Origin of the sequence: Gordonia caeni, from assembly GCF_039537105.1 — a bacterium.
Taxonomy (GTDB): Bacteria; Actinomycetota; Actinomycetes; order Mycobacteriales; family Mycobacteriaceae; genus Gordonia; species Gordonia caeni.
Map to the genome: position 1 here is coordinate 35,133 of NZ_BAAAZW010000003.1, position 18,219 is coordinate 53,351.

Genomic DNA, 18,219 nt, shown 5'->3' on the forward strand with positions numbered 1-18,219 from the left:
TGGTGGAGGCGTCGCAACCGCTGGACCAGGATCAACCTTTCGATGGATGGGGCGCCGGGGGATCGTGGATACTGTCGAGATCATGTCTGCCACAAGTGACTTGGGCGCTGCCGAGTCGGCCGCCACAGAACCGTCTGATCTGAGGCACAACCGCTGGGCGGCACTGGTGGTGCTGGCCGTCGGACTGGCCATGATCGTGATGGACGGCACCATCGTCGCGGTCTCGCTGCCCACGATGATCAACGAGCTGAAGCTGGACCTCACCGACGCCCAGTGGGTCAACTCGCTGTACTCGGTGGTGTTCGCGGCACTGCTGCTGACCGCGGGAAGCCTCGGCGACCGGGTGGGGCGACGGCGCCTGTTCATCCTCGGCATCGTCTTCTTCGTCGCCGGCAGCATCTGGGCCGCCAGTTCGAACGACGTGACCAACCTGATCAGTGCCCGCGTGATCCAGGCGATCGGCGGCGCGGCCATTCTGCCGTCGACGCTGTCGACGGTCAGCGACACCTTCCGCGGGAAGAGTCGGGCCGCCGCGTTCGGTGTCTGGGGTGCCGTGATCTCCGGCGCCGCCGCACTCGGACCACTGCTGGGCGGCTGGCTCACCAGCAGCTTCTCCTGGCGCTGGATCTTCTGGGTGAACGTGCCCGTCGGCATCGTCCTGGTGATCGCCGCGCTGATCGTCGTCCCGGAGACCCGTGCGGCCGACAAGGGCCGCGGCTTCGACGTCGACGGTCTGTTGCTCTCGGCGATCGGCTTCGGCGCGCTGGTCTTCGCCGTCATCGAAGGCTCCACCCTCGGCTGGTGGACTCCGCTGGCCGACCTGCACCTGTTCGGCCTGACCTGGAGCAAGGACATGCCGATCTCCATCGTGCCGATCCTGCTGGTGATCGCCCTGGCGGCACTGGTCCTGTTCGTCTTCTGGGAACGCCACCGGGCACGCGTCAAACGATCGGCGCTGCTGGACCTGCACCTGTTCCGGATCCCCACTTTCAGCTGGGGCAACGTCGCCGCGATGATGATCGCCATCGGCGAGTTCGGCCTGATCTTCGTGCTGCCGCTGTACCTGGTGAACGCCGTCGGTCTGGGCACCCTCAACACCGGTTTCGTGATGGCCGGCATGGCGGCCGGCGCCTTCGTCTCCGGTGCCATGGCCCGTCACCTCGCCGCGAAGATCGGCGCCACCGGCACGGTGCTGGTCGGTCTGGTCCTGGAGGTGATCGGCGTGCTGCTGCTGGCGATCACCGTGACGATCGAATCGTCGCCGTGGTCGATCGCCGGAATCCTGCTGATCTACGGCGTGGGCCTGGGCCTGGCGTCGGCGCAGCTGACCAGCACCGTCCTGCGCGACATTCCGCTGCACGCCTCCGGCCAGGGCTCGGCCACGCAGAGCACCGTCCGCCAGGTCGGCGCGGCCTTCGGTTCGGCGGTGGCCGGGGCGGTGCTGTCGGTCGCCCTCGGACACGCCCTCGGGCGGCTCACCGGGCCGGCCGCGGAGATGGCCGATGCGACCCGGCAGTCGGCCGGCGGCGTCATCGCCGAACTGCGCACGCACGACGGCACCGACGACATGGTCCGGGAACTGTCGAACGCCTTCTCCGATGCCACCAGCTGGACCCTGTACGCGACGGTCGGGGCGCTGCTGCTCGGGCTGCTCGCGTCGACGGTGGTGTGGTTCGTCAGCCGCCGGACCGAACCGGTCGGCGGCTGAGCGCGGTCAGGACGTGCGGCACTCGCTGACGGCCGGCTTGCCCTGCAGCCGGGCGTCGAGCCAGTCCATCGCCTCCGGGTAGGCGATCACCGCCGCCGACAGGTGCTCGCCGGGCACCTCCCGGTACACCGCGTCGGCGCCGAGCTTGCACTGCTCGGCGTACAGGTTGCGGGCCCCCTGCACGGGAATCCAGATCTCCTGGGTGCCGTGGTAGATGTACAGCGGCAGCGCGGACTTGGTGTCCGGCATCTGCGTGGCCCGGTAGACCTTCTCGGCCACCTCGGAGTTGAACGGGTCCTTGTCCTTGGACAGCACCTGCGCAGGCAACTGCAGCGGGCCGGCGATGCCGTAGTCGGAGCCGCAGGCGTCCTTGAACGACGACGTCGCCAGCCATTCGCCCAGATTGTTGGTCATCTCCAGGATCTCGGGCCGCTCCCGCGCGACGCCCAGCGTCCCGGCGAGCATGACGCCGGTAGCGATGTTGGCGTTCATGGCGCCGGCCAGGATCCGGAAGTCGGCGGGCACGCCGCCGAGCGCGGCGCCCACCATGCGGTCGACCAGGTCCGGGGCGTACTCGCCGAGCACCTTCGCGGTGCCGTTGGTGGCGATGGCCCCGCCGGAGTAGCCGGTCACCGCCACGCGGCTGTCGGCGTACTTCTTCGGCGCGTACTTGGCGGCGGCGCGTACCGAATCGAGGACGACGTGCCCGGCCAGCGTCGGCTCGGCGTACGCCTGCCGCGGTCCCTCGTGGTCGGGGACGATCACGGTGTAGCCGCGGGACAGGGCCAGCTGGGTGGTCGGCGGAAACAGGTCGGTCTGGTTGGTCTTGTCCGAGAAGCCGTTGGTGAGGGTGTAACCGGCGGTGCACTCGGTGCCCAGGCCGTTGATCGGCACGTTGTTCACCAGAATCGGCCGCGGACCGTCGCCCTTCCAGGCCTCCCGCGGTTCGATCACGGTCGCGGTCCCGAAGATCGGCTGTCCCTGGACGTCGGTGGACCGGAACTTCAGCATGCGTGCACTGCGGATCGGGACGGTCACCAGGAAGCCGGTGGTGCCGGTGACGTCCCGGGTGGCCAGGACGTCGCCGTTCTCCCGCTTGTCCAGGTCGGCGGGCCAGCGATCGAACATCGGATCGCCGATCGGGTCGGGCAGCGTCGCCTCCCGCAGCTCCAGCGTGGCGTGGGAATAGCCGGGCGCCTGGGCGCGCTGGGGGATCCTCTTCAGGCGCGGAACGTCGGCGGGCGGCACCACCTCGTCGATGCCGTCGATCACCTCGCCGGGCAGCGGGCGTAGGTTCGGCGGCGTCGGACGAGCGGGTTCCGCATGGCTGGGAGCCACGACCGGTGCGGCCGCCAAGGCGATGGCGGCGACGACCACGGCAGTGCGGATGGGGGAACGACGCATTGGACAACGGTAACGGCTGCACCGCCGCGCTCCGTGCCCGGACAGGTATCGATCCCGTGAATATTCTGCCCGCTCCGGCCTTGCGTCTAGCGGGACACCGGCTCGGCGGACGGGATAAACTGAATTGTGGTTCCTGCAAATCCGGCAACGGCGCCGGGAGCAGCGAAAGGGGTTCGACATGACCGACACCTGGCTCACCAGCCTCATCACCGCGGGTCCTCAGGAAGGATTCGAGCTCGCCATCACGCTGAGCCGCCGCGGCGTCAAGTACACACAGCCCGACGGCGAGGTGCTCCATCGACTGCGCCCGGACTACGCCGAGAACGCCGATTCGTTGATCGCCGGGTCGCAGGTGGTGGCCGTGAACTTCCAGACGGTGGCCGCCGCCAACGACTACTGGCGCTGACCTCGCGGCGACGGCGGGCCGCCGCGGCCCGCCGCGGTGTGTTCGACATGAGCCGTTCTGCCGAATCGTCCGCTTTCGGGTGCCGTCCCGTGTGAGAGTGACCGGGACGAAAGGAGCACTCGGTGCAAGACTCTGCCCTGATCACCACCGGATTGCCGATTGCGCTCGCGATCATCATGTTCGGTCTGGGGCTCTCGCTCACCACCGGAGACTTCGTCCGGGTGGCCCGCTCGCCCCGCGCCGTGGTCGGTGCGCTGATCCTGCAGATCGTCGTCCTGCCGGCGGTGGCCTTCGGTCTCGTGGTGGCCTTCGACCTGCCGCCGCTGCTGGCCGTGGGCGTGATGCTGCTGGCCGCCTCGCCCGGCGGCACCACCGCCAACCTGTTCAGTCACCTGTTCCGCGGCGACGTCGCCCTGAACATCACGTTGACCGCCATCAACTCGGTGCTCGCCGCCTTCACCATCCCGCTGATCACCAACCTGGCGATCAACTACTTCGACGCAGACGGCACCCTGGGGCTGCAGTTCGGCAAGGTGGCGCAGGTGATCGCGCTGGTGCTGGTGCCGGTGCTGGTCGGCATGATCGTGCGTTCGCGCTGGGCAGACTTCGCCAAGCGCGCGGACCGGCCGGTGCGGATCTTCTCCATCGTCGTCCTGGTCGCGGTCACCATCGGCGCGATCGTCGGCGAACGCGAGAACGTCCTCGACTACGCCCGGCAGGTGGGGCTGGTGACCGGCCTGTTCTGCCTGATCAGCCTGTCCAGCGGCTACGGCGTGGCGTTCCTCCTGCGGCTCAACCAGCGGCAGGCCATCGCCACCTCGATGGAGGTGGGGATCCACAACACCACCATCGCGCTGACCATCGCGCTGAGCGTGCTCGACAACGTCATGGTCGCGATCCCGGCAGCGGTCTACTCGATCCTGATGTACATCCTGGCGCCGGCCTTCGGTGCCATCGTGAGCCGCCGGCGGCACGGCAGCGTCGACGACGAACCCGTCGACGTCACCGCCTGACCGCGCCCGCACCCCTCGGCGGTCAGTGCTGGACGTCCAGGTCCAGATCGCGCGGGGTGAGCCGGTAGACGACGGCGGCGGCGAGAGCCAGCAGCACCGCGCCGACCAGCCCCACCTGGCTCAGTGCCTCGGTGAACGATGCCTGCGCCGTGGCGGCGAGCTCGGCCGATCCGGTGGCCTCGGCGATCTCCAGGGCGGCAGCCAGCGAGTCGTCGGCGCCCGGCACCCCGGTGCCGACCTTGGCGCTGAAGATGACCGCGGCGATGGTGCCGAGCACGGCGACACCGAAGACGTTGCCGAGGTCGTAGGCGGTCTCCTCGATCGCGGCGGCGTTGCCGGCCTTGTCCTGCGGGCTGCCGGACATGATCATCGCCGAGCCGATCGCCAGCGCACCCGCTCCCGCGCCCTGCAGGAGCATCGCGGCAGCGACCCACGGGTACGACAGCGGTTCGGGACTGACGTAGAACAGCAGGAACCCGATCGCCGGGAGCAGCAGCCCCAGCCCCATCACCGCGCGCGCACCCAGCAGGTCCACCAGGTATCGCGCGAGGACGGAGGTGACGATCGCGCCGAGCGCGAACGGCATCAGGCGATAGCCGGCCTGCAGCGGCGAGAAGCCTTCCACCAGCTGGAGCCATTGCGCCAGGAGCAGCAGGCCGCCGCCGAGGGCGACCATCGAGAACAGTGCGGCCAGCACACCGGCGGTCAGCTGTCGTCGCTGGAACAGCCGGACGTCCAGCAGCGGATCGGGGCGGCGCAGGCATCGGACGACGAAGAGCGCCAGCAGGGCGATGGCGCACAGCAGTGCGATCCAGGCGGCCGGGTTGGCCAGGCCGTCGGCGACGAAGTGCTTGCCGAACTCCTTGATCGACCACACCAGGGTGGCCACTCCGCCGATCGACAGCAGCGAGCCGACGGCGTCCCAGCGGGCGGTCACGGCCACCCGCGACTCAGGGAGCAGCAGTGCGGCGGCGACGAAGGCGATCGTCATCGGCGGCACGTTCACCAGGAACGCCGCGTGCCACGAGAAGTGTTCCAGCAGAAAGCCGCCGATGATGGGGCCCACTGCGGCGCCGGCCGCCGAGACCGCCGCCCACACGCCGAGCGCCAGGGTGCGCTCGCGCGGCTGCGTGAACACCACGCGCAGCATCGACAGTGTGGTCGGCATGATCATGGCGCCGCCGAGGCCGAGCAGCGCGCGCAGGGCGATCACCGCGGCCGACGAGTCGGCCCACAGGATCAGCAGCGAGCTGAGGCCGAAGACGGCGAAGCCGAGCATCAACAGGCGCCGGCGGCCCCAGCGGTCGGCGAGGCCGCTCATCGAGATCAGCAGGCCGGCCAGCACCAGTGAGTAGGCGTCGACCATCCACAACTGTTGGGTGGCAGAGGGTCTCAGTTCGGCGCTGATCGACGGCAGGGCGACGTTGAGGACCGTCAGGTCCATCACGACGGTGAGCAGGGCCAGCGACAGGACGGTGAGCGAGGCCCACCGGCGCCACGCGGGCATCTCGTCGACGAGGGTGCCGTCGGACTTGGCGGCGGGGGCGTAGAGGAGGTTCACGACTGCCTCGCTTCGCTGTGGTCGGACGTGGGGGGACGGTGCATCAGGGTGCGGATGAGGCCCTCGAGGACGGGCAGGTCGAGCGGGCGTTCCTGCAGGGCGGCGTGCATGCAGGCGCCGTCGACGAAGACGGCCATCAGTTGCGCGGTCTCGCGGTCGGTCAGGCGCGAGAGGATGTCGACCATGCCGTCGAACCAGCGGCGACTCAGGCCGGTGAGTTCCGGTCGGGCGACTGCGGCGAAGTAGAGCGCGGTCTCGGTGCGGACCCGGTCCTGGTCGGAGAGATACTCGTGGAAGATCGCGGCGATGGTCTCCGGTGTGCCGTCGCCGGCCTCGAGGCTCTCGGCGGTTTCGGCCAGGTCGGCGTCGACCTGCGCGGCGAGGTGTTCCAGCGCCGCTGCGGTGAGGTCGTCGAGGGAGGCGAAGTAGTACGTGGTGGAGCCGAGGGGGACGCGCGCGTGCTCGGCGACCCGACGGTGCGTCAGCGTGCCGTCCCCGTCCCGCAGCAACTCCGCCGCCGCCGCCGCGATCTCGTCTCGCCGACCCATCTGGACCACCTCGTTTCGTCTTGTACAAACGTACATGTACATTTGTACACCTTCGTGGGCGTCGAGGCATCCTTGGTGGTCGAGGTCGTTTCGACACGCGCTCGGCTAGCGCCTCGCCCGGCTCAACGGGCGGGCGGTGGAGACCGTTTCGACACGGACTCGGCTAACGCCTCGTCCGGCTCAACGGGCGGTGGCGGGTGGGCTCAGTCGCTGCGGTCGGAGTCGCGGCGGGCGCGGGCGATGGCGAGGTAGTCGTCCAGCTGGCGAGTGAGTTCGCGGTCGAGGGCGCGGTTGAGGGTGTTGTGGGCGGTCACCCGGCCGGTGTGGCGCAGCTGCCGGATGAACGACACCGCCCAGTCCGACTCCTCGTCGCTTTCGGGGATCCAGCCGTCGAACCGCCCCTCGGTGACCGCCGCCCGGCCGGCCGTGATCAGGGTGCGCGCCGCCGCCTCGAGGTCTTCGTCGAGCTGTTTCTGCAGCCCGAGGATGTACCGCAGCGGGACGCCGATCGCCATCATCGAGCGGTACGCGTCCAGGGTTTCGGTGTCCTTCACCAGATACTCGGCGGGCGGGTCGTCGTCGCCGATCGGCTCGATCAGGCCGAAACCCTGAAGTCGTTGCAGCAGTTCGGGTTCGGGATCGTCGAGCTGGTCGCGGAGCTGGTCCGACGACAGCCTCTCGGACGGCGTCCGCGCGATGGGTTCGCTGAGCAGGCCCTTCAGCCCCAGCACGTCGAGCATGTCGTCGCCGCGCTGCACCCCCGACAGGAACTCGCCGATGTGGGTCATGGTGAAGCCGCGCTTGAGTAGATCGTTGATCACCTGCAGGCGCACCAGGTGCGCGTCGGTGTAGATCGCGATCCGCCCGCGCCGGACCGGCTTCGGGATCAGCCCCCGGTCCTGGTATCCGCGCACATTGCGGACCGTCGTTCCGGCAGCGCGGGCCAGGTCGTCGATCCGGTACTCGGTCATGCCGACGATTGTCGCAGAGTCGACCGGGCGTTCGTGCGCTGATCAGGCGTCGACGGCCAGTTCACCGGAATCGCACCGCGAGACGCACGGCAGAAAGTAGCCGGCCGCGCGCTCGGGTTCGGTCAGCAGATTGTCGCGATGATCCACCGCTCCTGCGGTGGTGCGCATCTTGCAGGTGCCGCAGAACCCCTGCTGACACGAGTACGGGACGGCCGGCCGGACCTTGCGGATCGCGGTCAGCGTCGACTCGTCGTCGGCGACGGTGATCTTCTCGCCGGTCGAGTTCAGCACCACGTCGAAGGCGGTGCCGTCCAGGATCGGGGGCGGCGAGAAGCGCTCGAAGTGCAGTTCGACGTCGCCGCGGCCGACCAGGTGCGCCCGCAGTCCTTCCAGCATGGGCACCGGGCCGCAGCAGTACACGGCCAGTTCGGCGTCGGAGGCCGGGCACGGTCCCACCAGCTCGTCCATGGTCGGCAGGCCGTCGACGTCGTCGGTGCGCACGGTGATCTTGTCGCCGTAGCGGGCGAGCTCGTCGATGAAGGGGATCGACTCGGGACTGCGGCCCGAGTAGATCATCGACCACTCGACGCCGTACCGGTCGGCCATGGCGAGCATCGGCAGGATCGGCGTGATCCCGATACCCGCGGCGACGAACCGCAGCCGCCGCGCGGACGACCCGAATCCGGGGAGGGCGAGCGGAAAAGCGTTGCGCGGCCCCCGGATCGACACGGAGTCGCCGACGGCGAGGGTGTCGTGCACTTCGATGGACCCGCCGCCGCCGTCGGGGATCCGGCGCACCGCGATCCGGTAGGCGCGGCGATCGCCGGGATCCCCGCACAGCGAGTACGAGCGCATGCGCCCGGACTCCAGGTGCAGGTCCAGATGGGCGCCGGGGAACCATTCGGGCAGAACGGCGCGCGAGGGCGCCGCGAAGGTGAGCGCGATGACGTTCTCGTCCTGCGCGACCACCTCGCGGTCGACGATCTCCAAGGTCTGCAGACCGTCGTCCTCCGGCAGCGGGTGCAGCCGCGTGAAGGTGTTCCAGAACGGGAACCAGGCTTTGCGGATCCCGGTGGTGACCCGCATCAGCGGGTCGCGCTGCCAGCGCCCGTAGAGGTGCGGGGGCTCGGTGGTCATCTCCGTGGTGTGCGGATGAAGGATGTGGTTCATGGTCGGTCAGGCTGCTCGGCGCGCGCCCGGGGACGAAGCGAGGTAGGCCACGGCCTGGGCGGTGTCCCCGATGTCGTGCGGGTGGAAGCTCGGCTTGAAGTAGCTGAACGTGGCCGCCAGCAGTCGCCGGATCTTCGGCAGCACACCGATGTGGCTGCCCCGGAAGTACTCGGCGAACTTGCCGATCATGCCGATCTGGACCGAGTCGTCGGAGTTCATGATGAACCGGAAGCCGCGCACCAGCAGCACCGCGAGGAACGGCAGGGCGATCGCCATCGCGCGGGCCCGCTGCAGCATGCTGTCGGTGAAGTAGGCGGCGGCGTCGTGGGCGACGGCGCGGTGCTCCACCTCCTCGGCCCCGTGCCAGGTGAACAGGTCGGTCATGTTGGGGTCGGCGCCGTTCTCGGCCCACGTGCAGTTCAGGGCGAAGTCGCCGAGGATCGCCGTGTAGTGCTCCACCGCCGCGATCAGCCACAGGCGTTCGACCAGGTGTTTCTGCCGTTGCTCGGGCGTGCCGCCCTCGCGCGGACCCAGGACGCGGCGGAAGATCCACTCCATCTGCCTCTGGTACGCCGCGGTGTCGATGCCGTGGCGGTTCAGCCACTCGTCGACGGCTTTGTCGTGCGCTTCGGCGTGCATGGCCTCCTGGCCGATGAAGCCGCGCATGTCGGCGGCCAGCTCGTCGTCCTTGATCATCGGCAGCGCCTCGTTGAAGGTCTGCACAAACCACCGCTCCCCCTCGGGGAGAAGCAGATTCAAGACGGTGATGAAGTTGGAGGCCACCGGGTTGCCCGGGATCCAGTGCAACGGCGTCTGCGACAGGTCGAACTGCACATTGCGGGCGTGGAGTTCGACCTTGCCCGGATCGGTGTCCGGGGTGGAACGCGTGGGGTGGGTAGTCATCGTCGACTCCTTCACTCTTCCGGTCTGCTTACAGATCTACTTCGTCAGCTTCTGTCGCGCGGCGATTCGGGAGGCCCAGGGGAAGAACCGGTACGACCGGTATCCGAACTTGGCTTCCGGGGTCACCGGCACCACGGCCTTGTTCGACAGGATCGCCTTGACGATGTCGCGGGCCACCTTGTCGGGGGTGAAGCCGCGCTTGGCGTAGAAGTCGTCGAGCCGGCGGCGTTGGCCGGCCTCGTCCTCGGTGCCGGCGATCTCGGTGGTCGAGGTGATGTTGGTGTGCACGATGCCGGGGCAGATGGCGGTGACGCCGATCTTGTGCTCGGCCAGCTCGGCGCGCAGCGACTCGCAGAACATCAGGACGCCGGCCTTGCTCGCGGCATACAGGCCCAGATCGCGGGACGGGGTGAACGCCGCCGCGGAAGCCAGGTTGACGATGTGGCCGCCGGCGCCGCGTTCGACCATCTGCCGGCCGAAGGCGCGGCTGCCGGAGATCACGCCGCGCAGGTTGATGTCGAGCAGGCGGTCCACCTGCTCGTCGGAGGCGGCCAGCGCCGGGCCGGCGACGGCGATGCCGGCGTTGTTGATGACGATGTCGGGGACGCCGTGGTTCTTGCGGACCGTCTCGGCGAACTCGTTCACCGCCCGGGTGTCGGCGACGTCGAGCGGGTAGACGCTGGTGAGCACCCCCGACGCCTTGCATTCGGTGGCGGTCTCCTCTGCTCCGGCCGTGTTGATGTCGGCGAGGACCACTTCGCAGCCCAATTGCGCCAGGGCGTAGGCGGTTTCGCGGCCGATGCCGCTGCCGGCGCCGGTGATGACGGCGAGCTTGCCGCCCAGCTTCTGCGGCGGTCCCAGGCGGCGGGCGCGGTCGATGGTGTTGGGGGCGCTCGACGCACCGCTCTCGATCATCGTGATGAACTCGCGCGCGGTCTCGGCCAGGTAGCGCGGATTGGTGTACGGCAGCCAGTGGCCGGTGCGGGTGTTCTTGCGCCACAGTTTGTTCGCGTGTGTGTGGGTGAGCTCGTAGATCGCCGGACGCAGCGCGATGTCCCGCTCGTTCACCACCTCGAGCACGGGCACCGCGGTGGGGCGCGGGTTGGGGCGGGCCAGCTTCTCGCGGATGTTCGCGCTGTAGAAGCGCAGCCCGGAGACCATGTCCTCGCGCAGGGTGGGGGAGAACGACACGTTCTCGCGCGGGGTGCCCTCGATGGCGTGCAGGAACTCGGTCCAGTTCTTCTCCGAGCCGAAGGTGGAGAAGAAGGCCTGCGGCAGCACCGGCAGCTGGAAGAACGCGGTGTACGCCGACGACGCGACCTGCGAGAGGGCGCGGCCGAGGTTGCCGGGGGTGGGCCGGGACAGGTTGGTGCGCGCCCACTCGCCGAGGTAGTCCAGGTTGGGGCCGGACACCGAGGTGAACGAGCCGATGCGGTCGTGCGCGCCCTCGGTGGTGACGGCCTCCCAGGTCTGCACCGAGCCCCAGTCGTGGGCGACGATGTGCACCGGCGCGTCCGGGCTCACCGCGTCGAGCACGGCGAACAGGTCCTGTGCCAGGAGGTCGAGCGTGTAGGCCTGCACCTGCTCGGGGCTGGTGCTTTCGCCGTAGCCGCGGGTGTCGTAGGAGATCACGCGCAGGTCGTCGCCGAGCAGCGGCGCCACCTGGTCCCAGAGATGATGGGTGTCCGGCCAGCCGTGGACCAGCACGACGGTCGGCCGCTTCTCAGCTGCCCCCGGCGTATCGAGTTCGAAGACGGCGAGTTCGACGTCGCCGCTGGTCACCGTCGAGCGATTCCACGACACCATGTCTGTGCACCCTTCTCGGAGAGGTTGGTGCGGTGTACGTTACCACCCGTAACAGTGAACTGCTAGCTTCTGTTAGCACCCGGTTCGGGGTGCTGCCGGGGTGTCTCCGGTGCCGGCATCACTGCCGGTACGACGAGAGGAAATTGCCGATGCGGTCGATCGCCTCGGTGAGGTCCTGCGCCCACGGCAGCGTGACGATCCGGAAGTGCGCGGTGTCCGGGAGATTGAACCCGCTGCCCTGCACCACCAGGATCTTCTCCTGCAGCAGCAGGTCCTGGACGAACTTCTCGTCGTCGTGGATCTCGTACATCTCCGGGTCGAGCTTGGGGAAGGCGTACAGAGCGCCCATCGGCTTGACGCAGCTGACGCCGGGGATCTCGTTCAGCTTGTCCCAGGTGACCGTCCGCTGCTCGTGCAGGCGCCCGCCGGGGGCGCACAGGGCGTCGATGCTCTGGTAGCCGCCGAGTGCCACCTGGATGGCGTGCTGGCCGGGGACGTTGCTGCACAAGCGGGTCGAGGCCAGCGTGTGCAGGCCCTCGATGAAGCCCGTCGCGTGCTCCTTCGGGCCGGTGATCACCACCCAGCCGGCGCGGTAGCCGCACACCCGGTAGGCCTTCGACAGGCCGTTGAAGGTGAGCACCAGCATGTCCGGGGCCAGCGACGCGATGGAGGTGTGGACGGCGTCGTCGTAGAGGATCTTGTCGTAGATCTCGTCGGCCAGAATCAGCAGCGAGTGCTTGCGGGCGATGTCGGTGATGCCCTCGAGGACCTCGCGGGAGTACACGGCGCCGGTCGGGTTGTTCGGGTTGATCACCACGATCGCCTTGGTGCGGTCGGTGATCTTGGCCTCGATGTCTTCGAGGTTGGGGTTCCAGTCGTTCTCCTCGTCGCACCGGTAGTGCACGGGAGTGCCGCCGGACAGGGTGGTCATGGCCGTCCACAGCGGGTAGTCCGGCGACGGGATGAGCACCTCGTCGCCGTCGTTCAGCAGCGCCTGCATGGTCATGGTGATGAGCTCGGAGACACCATTTCCCAGTAGGACGTCGTCGACGTCGAAGTACGGGAAGTCGATCAGCTCGTACCGGGTCACCACGGCGCGGCGGGCGGGCAGGACGCCGAGCGAATCGGAGTAGCCCTGGGAGAACGGCAGCGCGTGGATCATGTCGCGCATGATCACGTCGGGAGCCTCGAAGCCGAACAGCGCCGGGTTGCCGATGTTCAGCTTCAGGATGCGATGGCCCTCGGCCTCCATCCGCGCTGCGTGCTCGTGCACCGGTCCTCGGATCTCGTAGCAGACGTTCTTGAGCTTGTCGGACTGCTCAAGCGTGCGCAGGTTGAGGTTCTGGTGCGATACATGCGGTCGGCTCATGGGTTCGATTCTGTCAGCCCGGGGCAAATGGATTACCCGAGACCGGTACGGCAGGGTGAGGGGCATGACGCAGCTCACGACGCCGGAGGTCTCCGGCGCCTTCGACGTCGCCAGTTTCAACGTCAACGGGATCCGTGCCGCGCGGCGCCGCGGCTTCGATGCCTGGCTGGCCCGGCGCCGGCCCGAGGTGGTCGCCGTCCAGGAACTGCGCTGCGGCATCGGCGACGTCGGCGAGTTCGACGGCTATCACGCCGCCGTCGACGTGGGATCGATCCCCGGGCGCAACGGTGTCGCCGTGCTGACCAGAGCCGAACCGCTCGCGGTGCGGACTTGGAGCACCACCGGGCCCACGGCGCGCGGACTGGGCGAGTTCGCCGCCGAGGGCCGGTACGTGGAGGTGGATCTGGCCGACCGGCCCCTCACCGTCGCCAGTCTGTACCTGCCCAAGGGTGGTCTCCCGGCGGACCTGCAGCGGCCCGGGTCGATGCGGGAGAAGCCCGACGGCGGCGCCAAGCACGCCCGCAAGATGCGCTTCCTGGACAGCTTCCGGCGCGAGCTGCACCGCAACCGGCTGGCCGCGCTGCGCGCCGGGCGCGAGTTCCTGCTGGTGGGCGATCTGAACGTGGCTCACCTGGAGCACGACGTCACCAACTGGCGGCCGGCCCGCAAGATGGAGGGCTTTCTGCCCGAAGAACGCGAATGGTTCGGCACGGTGACCGGGCCGCGGACGCTGGTGGACGTGGTGCGCCGCCTGCATGGCGACCGCCCCGGCCCGCTGACGTGGTGGAGCTGGGCGGGGGAGAGCTTCACCAAGGACGTCGGCTGGCGGATCGACCACCAGCTGGCCACCCCCGGCCTCGCCCGCCGCGCCGAGTCGGTGACCGTCGACAAGGAGCCCGCCCCGGACCAGCGCCTGTCCGACCACGCCCCGCTGATCGTCCGCTACCGCTCCCTCGCCGCCGGTTGAGCGGAGTCGCCGGTTGAGCGGAGTCGCCGGTTGAGCGGAGTCGCCGGTTGAGCTCCGTCGAAACCCCACCCCAGCGCCGGTTGAGCGGAGTCGCCGGTTGAGCTCCGTCGAAACCCCCCGTCACGACCGCCGCGAAGCCTGGCCCACCGCCTCGTAGCCCCACATCGTCAGGTACGCCAGGGCGAGGAAGGCGGCCACGGCCAGCCCGACTCCCGTCGACTCCACGTACGAGAACGGGTTGCGCACCCAGTCGAGCGTCCCGGCGACGACGGCCTCGGGACGGTTCACCAGGTCCCACGAGTTCCAGCGCTGGAAGCGCCCGATCACCACGCCGATCGCGCAGAGCGCGACGGTGGCGGCAATCGCCGCCCAGCCCACGGCGCGACCGAACTCGGCAGTCAACCGCCGGTGCACCATCCGCATGGACACCACCGCGAGGATGATCCCGGTCCAGGCGGCGAAGCCGTACTGCAGCACGTGCCGCCAGAGGTCGTATCCGTGGCGCAGGTGCACCAGGTCGGTCACCAGATACGGCGCGTTGGGCAGAAAGGCCAGCCACGCGATCCCGACCGGGATCAGCCAGATCCGGCGGCGCACCTCGGCGAAGACCACCGCCAGCACCAGCGGGATCCACGCGAGGAAGAGGTTCCAGACCATGAACAGGCTCGGATAGCTCAGGGGCGCAGCGGGATCGGTGACGCCGAGGACCACGGTGAGAGCCGTGGTGCCGGCGAGTGCGGCCAACAGAACCAGGATCCGGAGGTCGGGTGAAGGGGCCGGCATGCCGCCGGGCACCGGAGCGCCAGGAGATGTCATGCCGACCACCGTACGGCCGATGCGCTGCCGCGCAGCCGATCACACCGCGGAGACGACGACGGCCCCGTCCTCGCGGACGGGGCCGTCACCGGTGCTTCGTACCGGGGCGTTACTTGCCGGGCCGCTTTTTGCCGGCCGCCATGCCGAAGCCCTTGGCCTTGCCTTCGGTGGCCTCGGTGGCCGCGGCGGCGGGTGCCTCGGTCGCCGGTGCTTCGGCTTCCGCGGGGGCTTCAGCCTCTGCCTCGACCTCGGCGGGTGCCTCGGCTTCGGCCGGTGCCTCGGCGGCGGGCTCAGCGGCCGGTGCCGGTGTGGCAGCGGCCTTGGGTGCTCCGGGCTTCTTGACGCCCGGCTTCTTCAATCCGCCGGCCATGCCGAAGCCCTTGGCCTTGCCCTCGGTCGCTTCGGTGGTGACGGCCTCCGTGGTCGCCTCCGCCGCAGGGACCTCAGCCGGAGCCTCGGCAGCCGGTGCTTCGGCCTCGGTGGCGGAAGCATCGTCGGCCGGTGCCTCCTCGGCGGCCGGTGCCGGTGCGGCGGCGGCCTTGGGAGCACCCGGCTTCTTGGCGCCGGGCTTCTTCAGTCCGCCGGCCATGCCGAAGCCCTTGGCCTTGCCTTCGGTGGCCGCGGTGGTCACCTCGGCCGGGGCCGTTTCGGTGGTCTCGGGAGCCGGGGCTTTCTCCGAAGCAGCTTCTGCCGGAGCAGATTCCGCCTTCGCGGCTGCCGGCTTCGGGGCGCCCGGCTTCTTGACGCCCGGCTTCTTCAGGCCGCCGGCCATGCCGAAGCCCTTGGCCTTGCCCTCGGTGGACGCGGTGGTGGTCTCGCCCGCCTCGGCCGGTGCGGCCTCGGTCGCCGGAGTCGCCTCAGCAGCGGGGGCGGTCTCGGCCGCGGGTGCCGCCGGTGCGGCGCCGCCGGGCTTCTTGATCCCGCCCGGCTTCTTGAGGCCACCGGGCTTCTTCAGTCCGCCCTTGACGGCCATGCCGCCTTCGGCCGGTGCCGCGGTCTCGGCCGGGGCCGCCGCAGCGGCGGGTGCGGCGCCGCCGGGCTTCTTCAGACCGCCCGGCTTCTTCAGGCCGCCCTTGGGGGCCAGACCACCGGCGGCGGGCTTCGCCGCAGCAGGGGCCGCGGCCGCCGACTTGGCGGGCTCGGCCTTCGGGGCCGGAGCGGCCTTGACCGGCTCGGGCTCGGGTTCGGGCTTGGCCTTCGGGATCGGGCCGTGGAAGTTCTCGCCACGGGTGATGCCCTCGTGCTGGCTGCGCTTGACGCCTTCCAGAATCATCTGGGCGACGTCGACCACCTCCACCTTGTCTTCCTGGTCGGTGCCCGAGGTCTGCGCGGTGACGCCGTCGGTCAGCATCACGCGGCAGAACGGGCAGCCGGTGGCGATCAGTTTGGTGTCGCCGTCCTCCGGGACCGAGCCGAGCGTGTCGAGCGCTTCGTCGACGCGGTCGACGTTGATGCGCTTACCGATCTGCTCTTCCATCCACATGCGGGCACCGCCGGCGCCACAGCACATCGAGCGGGTGCCGTGTCGCGGCATCTCGGTGAGCGTGGAACCCGAGGCCTCCATCAACTCGCGCGGGGCGTCGTAGATGTTGTTGTGCCGGCCCAGGTAGCAGGGGTCGTGGTAGGTCACTTCGCGGCCGCCGACCGGCGCCACCGGCACCAGGCGCTTCTCGCGCACCAGCCGGTTCAGCAGCTGCGTGTGGTGGACCACCTCGTACTCGCCGGCGCTGGCCTGGCCGCCGTCGAGGGAGGCGACCTGCGGGTACTCGTTGTAGATGGCGTTGAAGCAGTGCGCACAGGTCACGACGATCTTCTTGCGCTGCTGCGGCGCGGTGCCGAACAACTCGTTGAAGGTCTCGATGTTCTGCTGTGCCAGCATCTGGAACAGGAACTCGTTGCCCGCGCGGCGAGCGGAGTCACCGGTGCAGGTCTCGCCCTGACCCAGGACCATGAAGTCGACGGCGGCGATGTTGAGCAGCTCGGCGACGGCCTTGGTGGTCTTCTTGGCGCGGTCCTCGTAGGCGCCGGCGCAGCCGACCCAGAACAGGTACTCGTAGCCTTCGAACGACTCGACGTCCTGGCCGTAGACGGGGACGTGGAAGTCCAGCTCGTCGATCCAGGCGGTGCGCTGGGCCTGGTTCTGGCCCCACGGGTTGCCCTTGTTCTCCAGGTTCTTGAACAGGCCGGCCAGCTCGGACGGGAAGTCCGACTCGATCAGCACCTGGTAGCGGCGCATGTCGACGAAGTGGTCGATGTGCTCGATGTCGACGGGGCACTGCTCCACGCAGGCGCCGCAGGTGGTGCAGCTCCACAGGGCTTCGGCGTCGATGACGGCGCCGGTGAGGCCCTCGGACTCGCCGACCAGCTTGCGCTCGGCGGCCTCGCGCGCGGCCTCGGGGATGGCGGCCAGCTTGTCGTCGAGGACGTTGCCCTCGGCGTCGACCAGGCCGACCTCGTTGCCTTCCATGTCCTTGCGGCCACCGGCGATCAGGTACGGGGCGGTGTTCAGCGCTTGCTCGCGCAGCGCCATGATCATCAGCTTGGGCGAGAGGGGCTTACCGGTGTTCCAGGCCGGACACTGGCTCTGGCAGCGGCCGCACTCGGTGCAGGTGGTGAAGTCGAGCAGGCCCTTCCAGCTGAACTCCTCGATCTTGCCGGCGCCGAACGAGTCGTTGTCCGGGTCGGCGTTCTCCATGTCGAGAACCTTGCCGTTGCTCATCATCGGCTTCAGGGCGCCGAGGGCGACGGTGCCGTTGGAGTTGCGCTTGAAGAAGATGTTCGGGAACGACGAGAAGCGGTGCCAGGCGACGCCCCAGTTCAGGTTCAGTCCCACCAGCAGCAGGAAGAGGCTGCCCGACAGCAGCTTGATGATCGCGAAGACGGCCACCATCGTCGGGCTGGCCGGCAGGATCTTGGCCACCTGCATGGTGAAGAAGTCCGAGCCGACGTTGGCGTGGCCGTAGGTAGCGATCTTGCCGGCCTTGACGAAGATCATGCCCAGGCCCTCGACCAGGACGATGCCCTCGATGGTGTAGGCGGGCAGGAACTGGGAGCCGGTGAAGCGGGACAGGCGCTGCGGGACCCGCGGGTGGTTCAGCTGACGGATCACGATCAGCACCATGATGCCGATGACGGTGCCGATGCCCAGGAGTTCGTCCCACAGGTGCCAGCCGAAGGTGTCGCCGAACAGCGGCCAGTGGAACTCGGGGTTGATCGACTGCCCGTACGCCTCGAAGAAGAGGAGGAAGCCGCCGAGGAAGCCGATCATGACCAGCCAGTGCGCCCAGCCGACGGTGCGGAACTTCACCATGCGCGTATGCGCGAGGAATTCCTTGAGCATCGTCATGAGTCGCGAGACCGGGTGGGCGAAGCGTGTCTTCTCCACCTTCTCGCCCTGTGCGATGGCGCGGATGAGCCCGAAGACGCCGCGGCCGAAGATCGCCCAGCAGAAGATGCTGATGATTACGGCGATTGATCCGATCACAACCGTTGTGGTCGTCACTGGAAGTACCGGCCTTTCTCGAGGTCGTCACCACGGCCGCGCACCGATGGGGTCCTCATCGCCGCGAAGCCGGAC

Annotated in this window: 14 protein-coding genes; 4 read left to right on the forward strand and 10 right to left on the reverse strand. The window is 69.1% G+C overall.

Going from position 1 to position 18,219, the window contains the following annotated elements; all coding sequences use genetic code 11:
* The first annotated feature begins 82 nt into the window (after positions 1–82).
* Complete coding sequence (locus tag ABD732_RS05305; protein WP_344781359.1) at positions 83–1,708, forward strand: DHA2 family efflux MFS transporter permease subunit; 1,626 nt, start codon at positions 83–85, stop codon at positions 1,706–1,708.
* Between the two features lie 6 nt (positions 1,709–1,714).
* Here the strand turns inward: ABD732_RS05305 and ABD732_RS05310 are convergent, their stop codons facing one another.
* Positions 1,715–3,112: a lipase family protein gene (locus ABD732_RS05310; RefSeq protein WP_344781361.1), complete on the reverse strand. Its 1,398-nt coding sequence runs from the start codon at positions 3,110–3,112 to the stop codon at positions 1,715–1,717.
* Positions 3,113–3,290: 178 nt separating this feature from the next.
* Here ABD732_RS05310 and ABD732_RS05315 point away from each other — a divergent pair, with 178 nt between their 5' ends.
* Positions 3,291–3,518, forward strand: a complete 228-nt coding sequence (locus tag ABD732_RS05315) for a hexameric tyrosine-coordinated heme protein (protein WP_344781363.1) — start codon at positions 3,291–3,293, stop codon at positions 3,516–3,518.
* A gap of 176 nt (positions 3,519–3,694) precedes the next feature.
* Positions 3,695–4,531: a bile acid:sodium symporter family protein gene (locus ABD732_RS05320; protein ID WP_425552998.1), complete on the forward strand. Its 837-nt coding sequence runs from the start codon at positions 3,695–3,697 to the stop codon at positions 4,529–4,531.
* Between the two features lie 22 nt (positions 4,532–4,553).
* On the opposite strand, the gene ABD732_RS05325 is transcribed toward ABD732_RS05320, so the two are convergent.
* From ABD732_RS05325 to ABD732_RS05355, 7 genes are all read right to left on the reverse strand, one after another.
* A complete protein-coding gene (locus ABD732_RS05325; protein WP_425552999.1) occupies positions 4,554–6,038 on the reverse strand; it encodes an MFS transporter in 1,485 nt (494 codons plus the stop codon).
* Between the two features lie 50 nt (positions 6,039–6,088).
* Positions 6,089–6,640, reverse strand: coding sequence for a TetR/AcrR family transcriptional regulator (locus ABD732_RS05330; protein ID WP_344781368.1), 552 nt, complete (start codon positions 6,638–6,640; stop codon positions 6,089–6,091).
* Positions 6,641–6,843: 203 nt separating this feature from the next.
* On the reverse strand, positions 6,844–7,611 hold the full coding sequence (locus ABD732_RS05335) for a MerR family transcriptional regulator (RefSeq protein WP_344781370.1): 768 nt from the start codon (positions 7,609–7,611) through the stop codon (positions 6,844–6,846).
* A 42-nt stretch (positions 7,612–7,653) separates the two neighbouring features.
* Positions 7,654–8,781, reverse strand: a complete 1,128-nt coding sequence (locus ABD732_RS05340; protein WP_344781372.1) for a PDR/VanB family oxidoreductase — start codon at positions 8,779–8,781, stop codon at positions 7,654–7,656.
* Between the two features lie 6 nt (positions 8,782–8,787).
* On the reverse strand, positions 8,788–9,684 hold the full coding sequence (locus tag ABD732_RS05345; protein ID WP_344781374.1) for a metal-dependent hydrolase: 897 nt from the start codon (positions 9,682–9,684) through the stop codon (positions 8,788–8,790).
* Positions 9,685–9,720: 36 nt separating this feature from the next.
* Positions 9,721–11,490, reverse strand: coding sequence for an SDR family oxidoreductase (locus ABD732_RS05350; RefSeq protein ID WP_344781376.1), 1,770 nt, complete (start codon positions 11,488–11,490; stop codon positions 9,721–9,723).
* Between the two features lie 118 nt (positions 11,491–11,608).
* A complete protein-coding gene (locus ABD732_RS05355; RefSeq protein WP_344781378.1) occupies positions 11,609–12,859 on the reverse strand; it encodes a pyridoxal phosphate-dependent aminotransferase in 1,251 nt (416 codons plus the stop codon).
* A gap of 64 nt (positions 12,860–12,923) precedes the next feature.
* Here ABD732_RS05355 and ABD732_RS05360 point away from each other — a divergent pair, with 64 nt between their 5' ends.
* On the forward strand, positions 12,924–13,826 hold the full coding sequence (locus ABD732_RS05360) for an exodeoxyribonuclease III (RefSeq protein ID WP_344781380.1): 903 nt from the start codon (positions 12,924–12,926) through the stop codon (positions 13,824–13,826).
* 120 nt (positions 13,827–13,946) lie between these two features.
* Here ABD732_RS05360 and ABD732_RS05365 read toward each other — a convergent pair whose 3' ends face one another.
* Together ABD732_RS05365 and ABD732_RS05370 are read right to left on the reverse strand one after the other, a co-directional pair.
* Entirely contained in the window at positions 13,947–14,642 is a 696-nt protein-coding gene (locus ABD732_RS05365) for a DUF1361 domain-containing protein (RefSeq protein WP_425552985.1), read from the reverse strand.
* 109 nt (positions 14,643–14,751) lie between these two features.
* Complete coding sequence (locus tag ABD732_RS05370) at positions 14,752–18,144, reverse strand: (Fe-S)-binding protein (RefSeq protein ID WP_344781382.1); 3,393 nt, start codon at positions 18,142–18,144, stop codon at positions 14,752–14,754.
* Between the last annotated feature and the right edge of the window lie 75 nt (positions 18,145–18,219).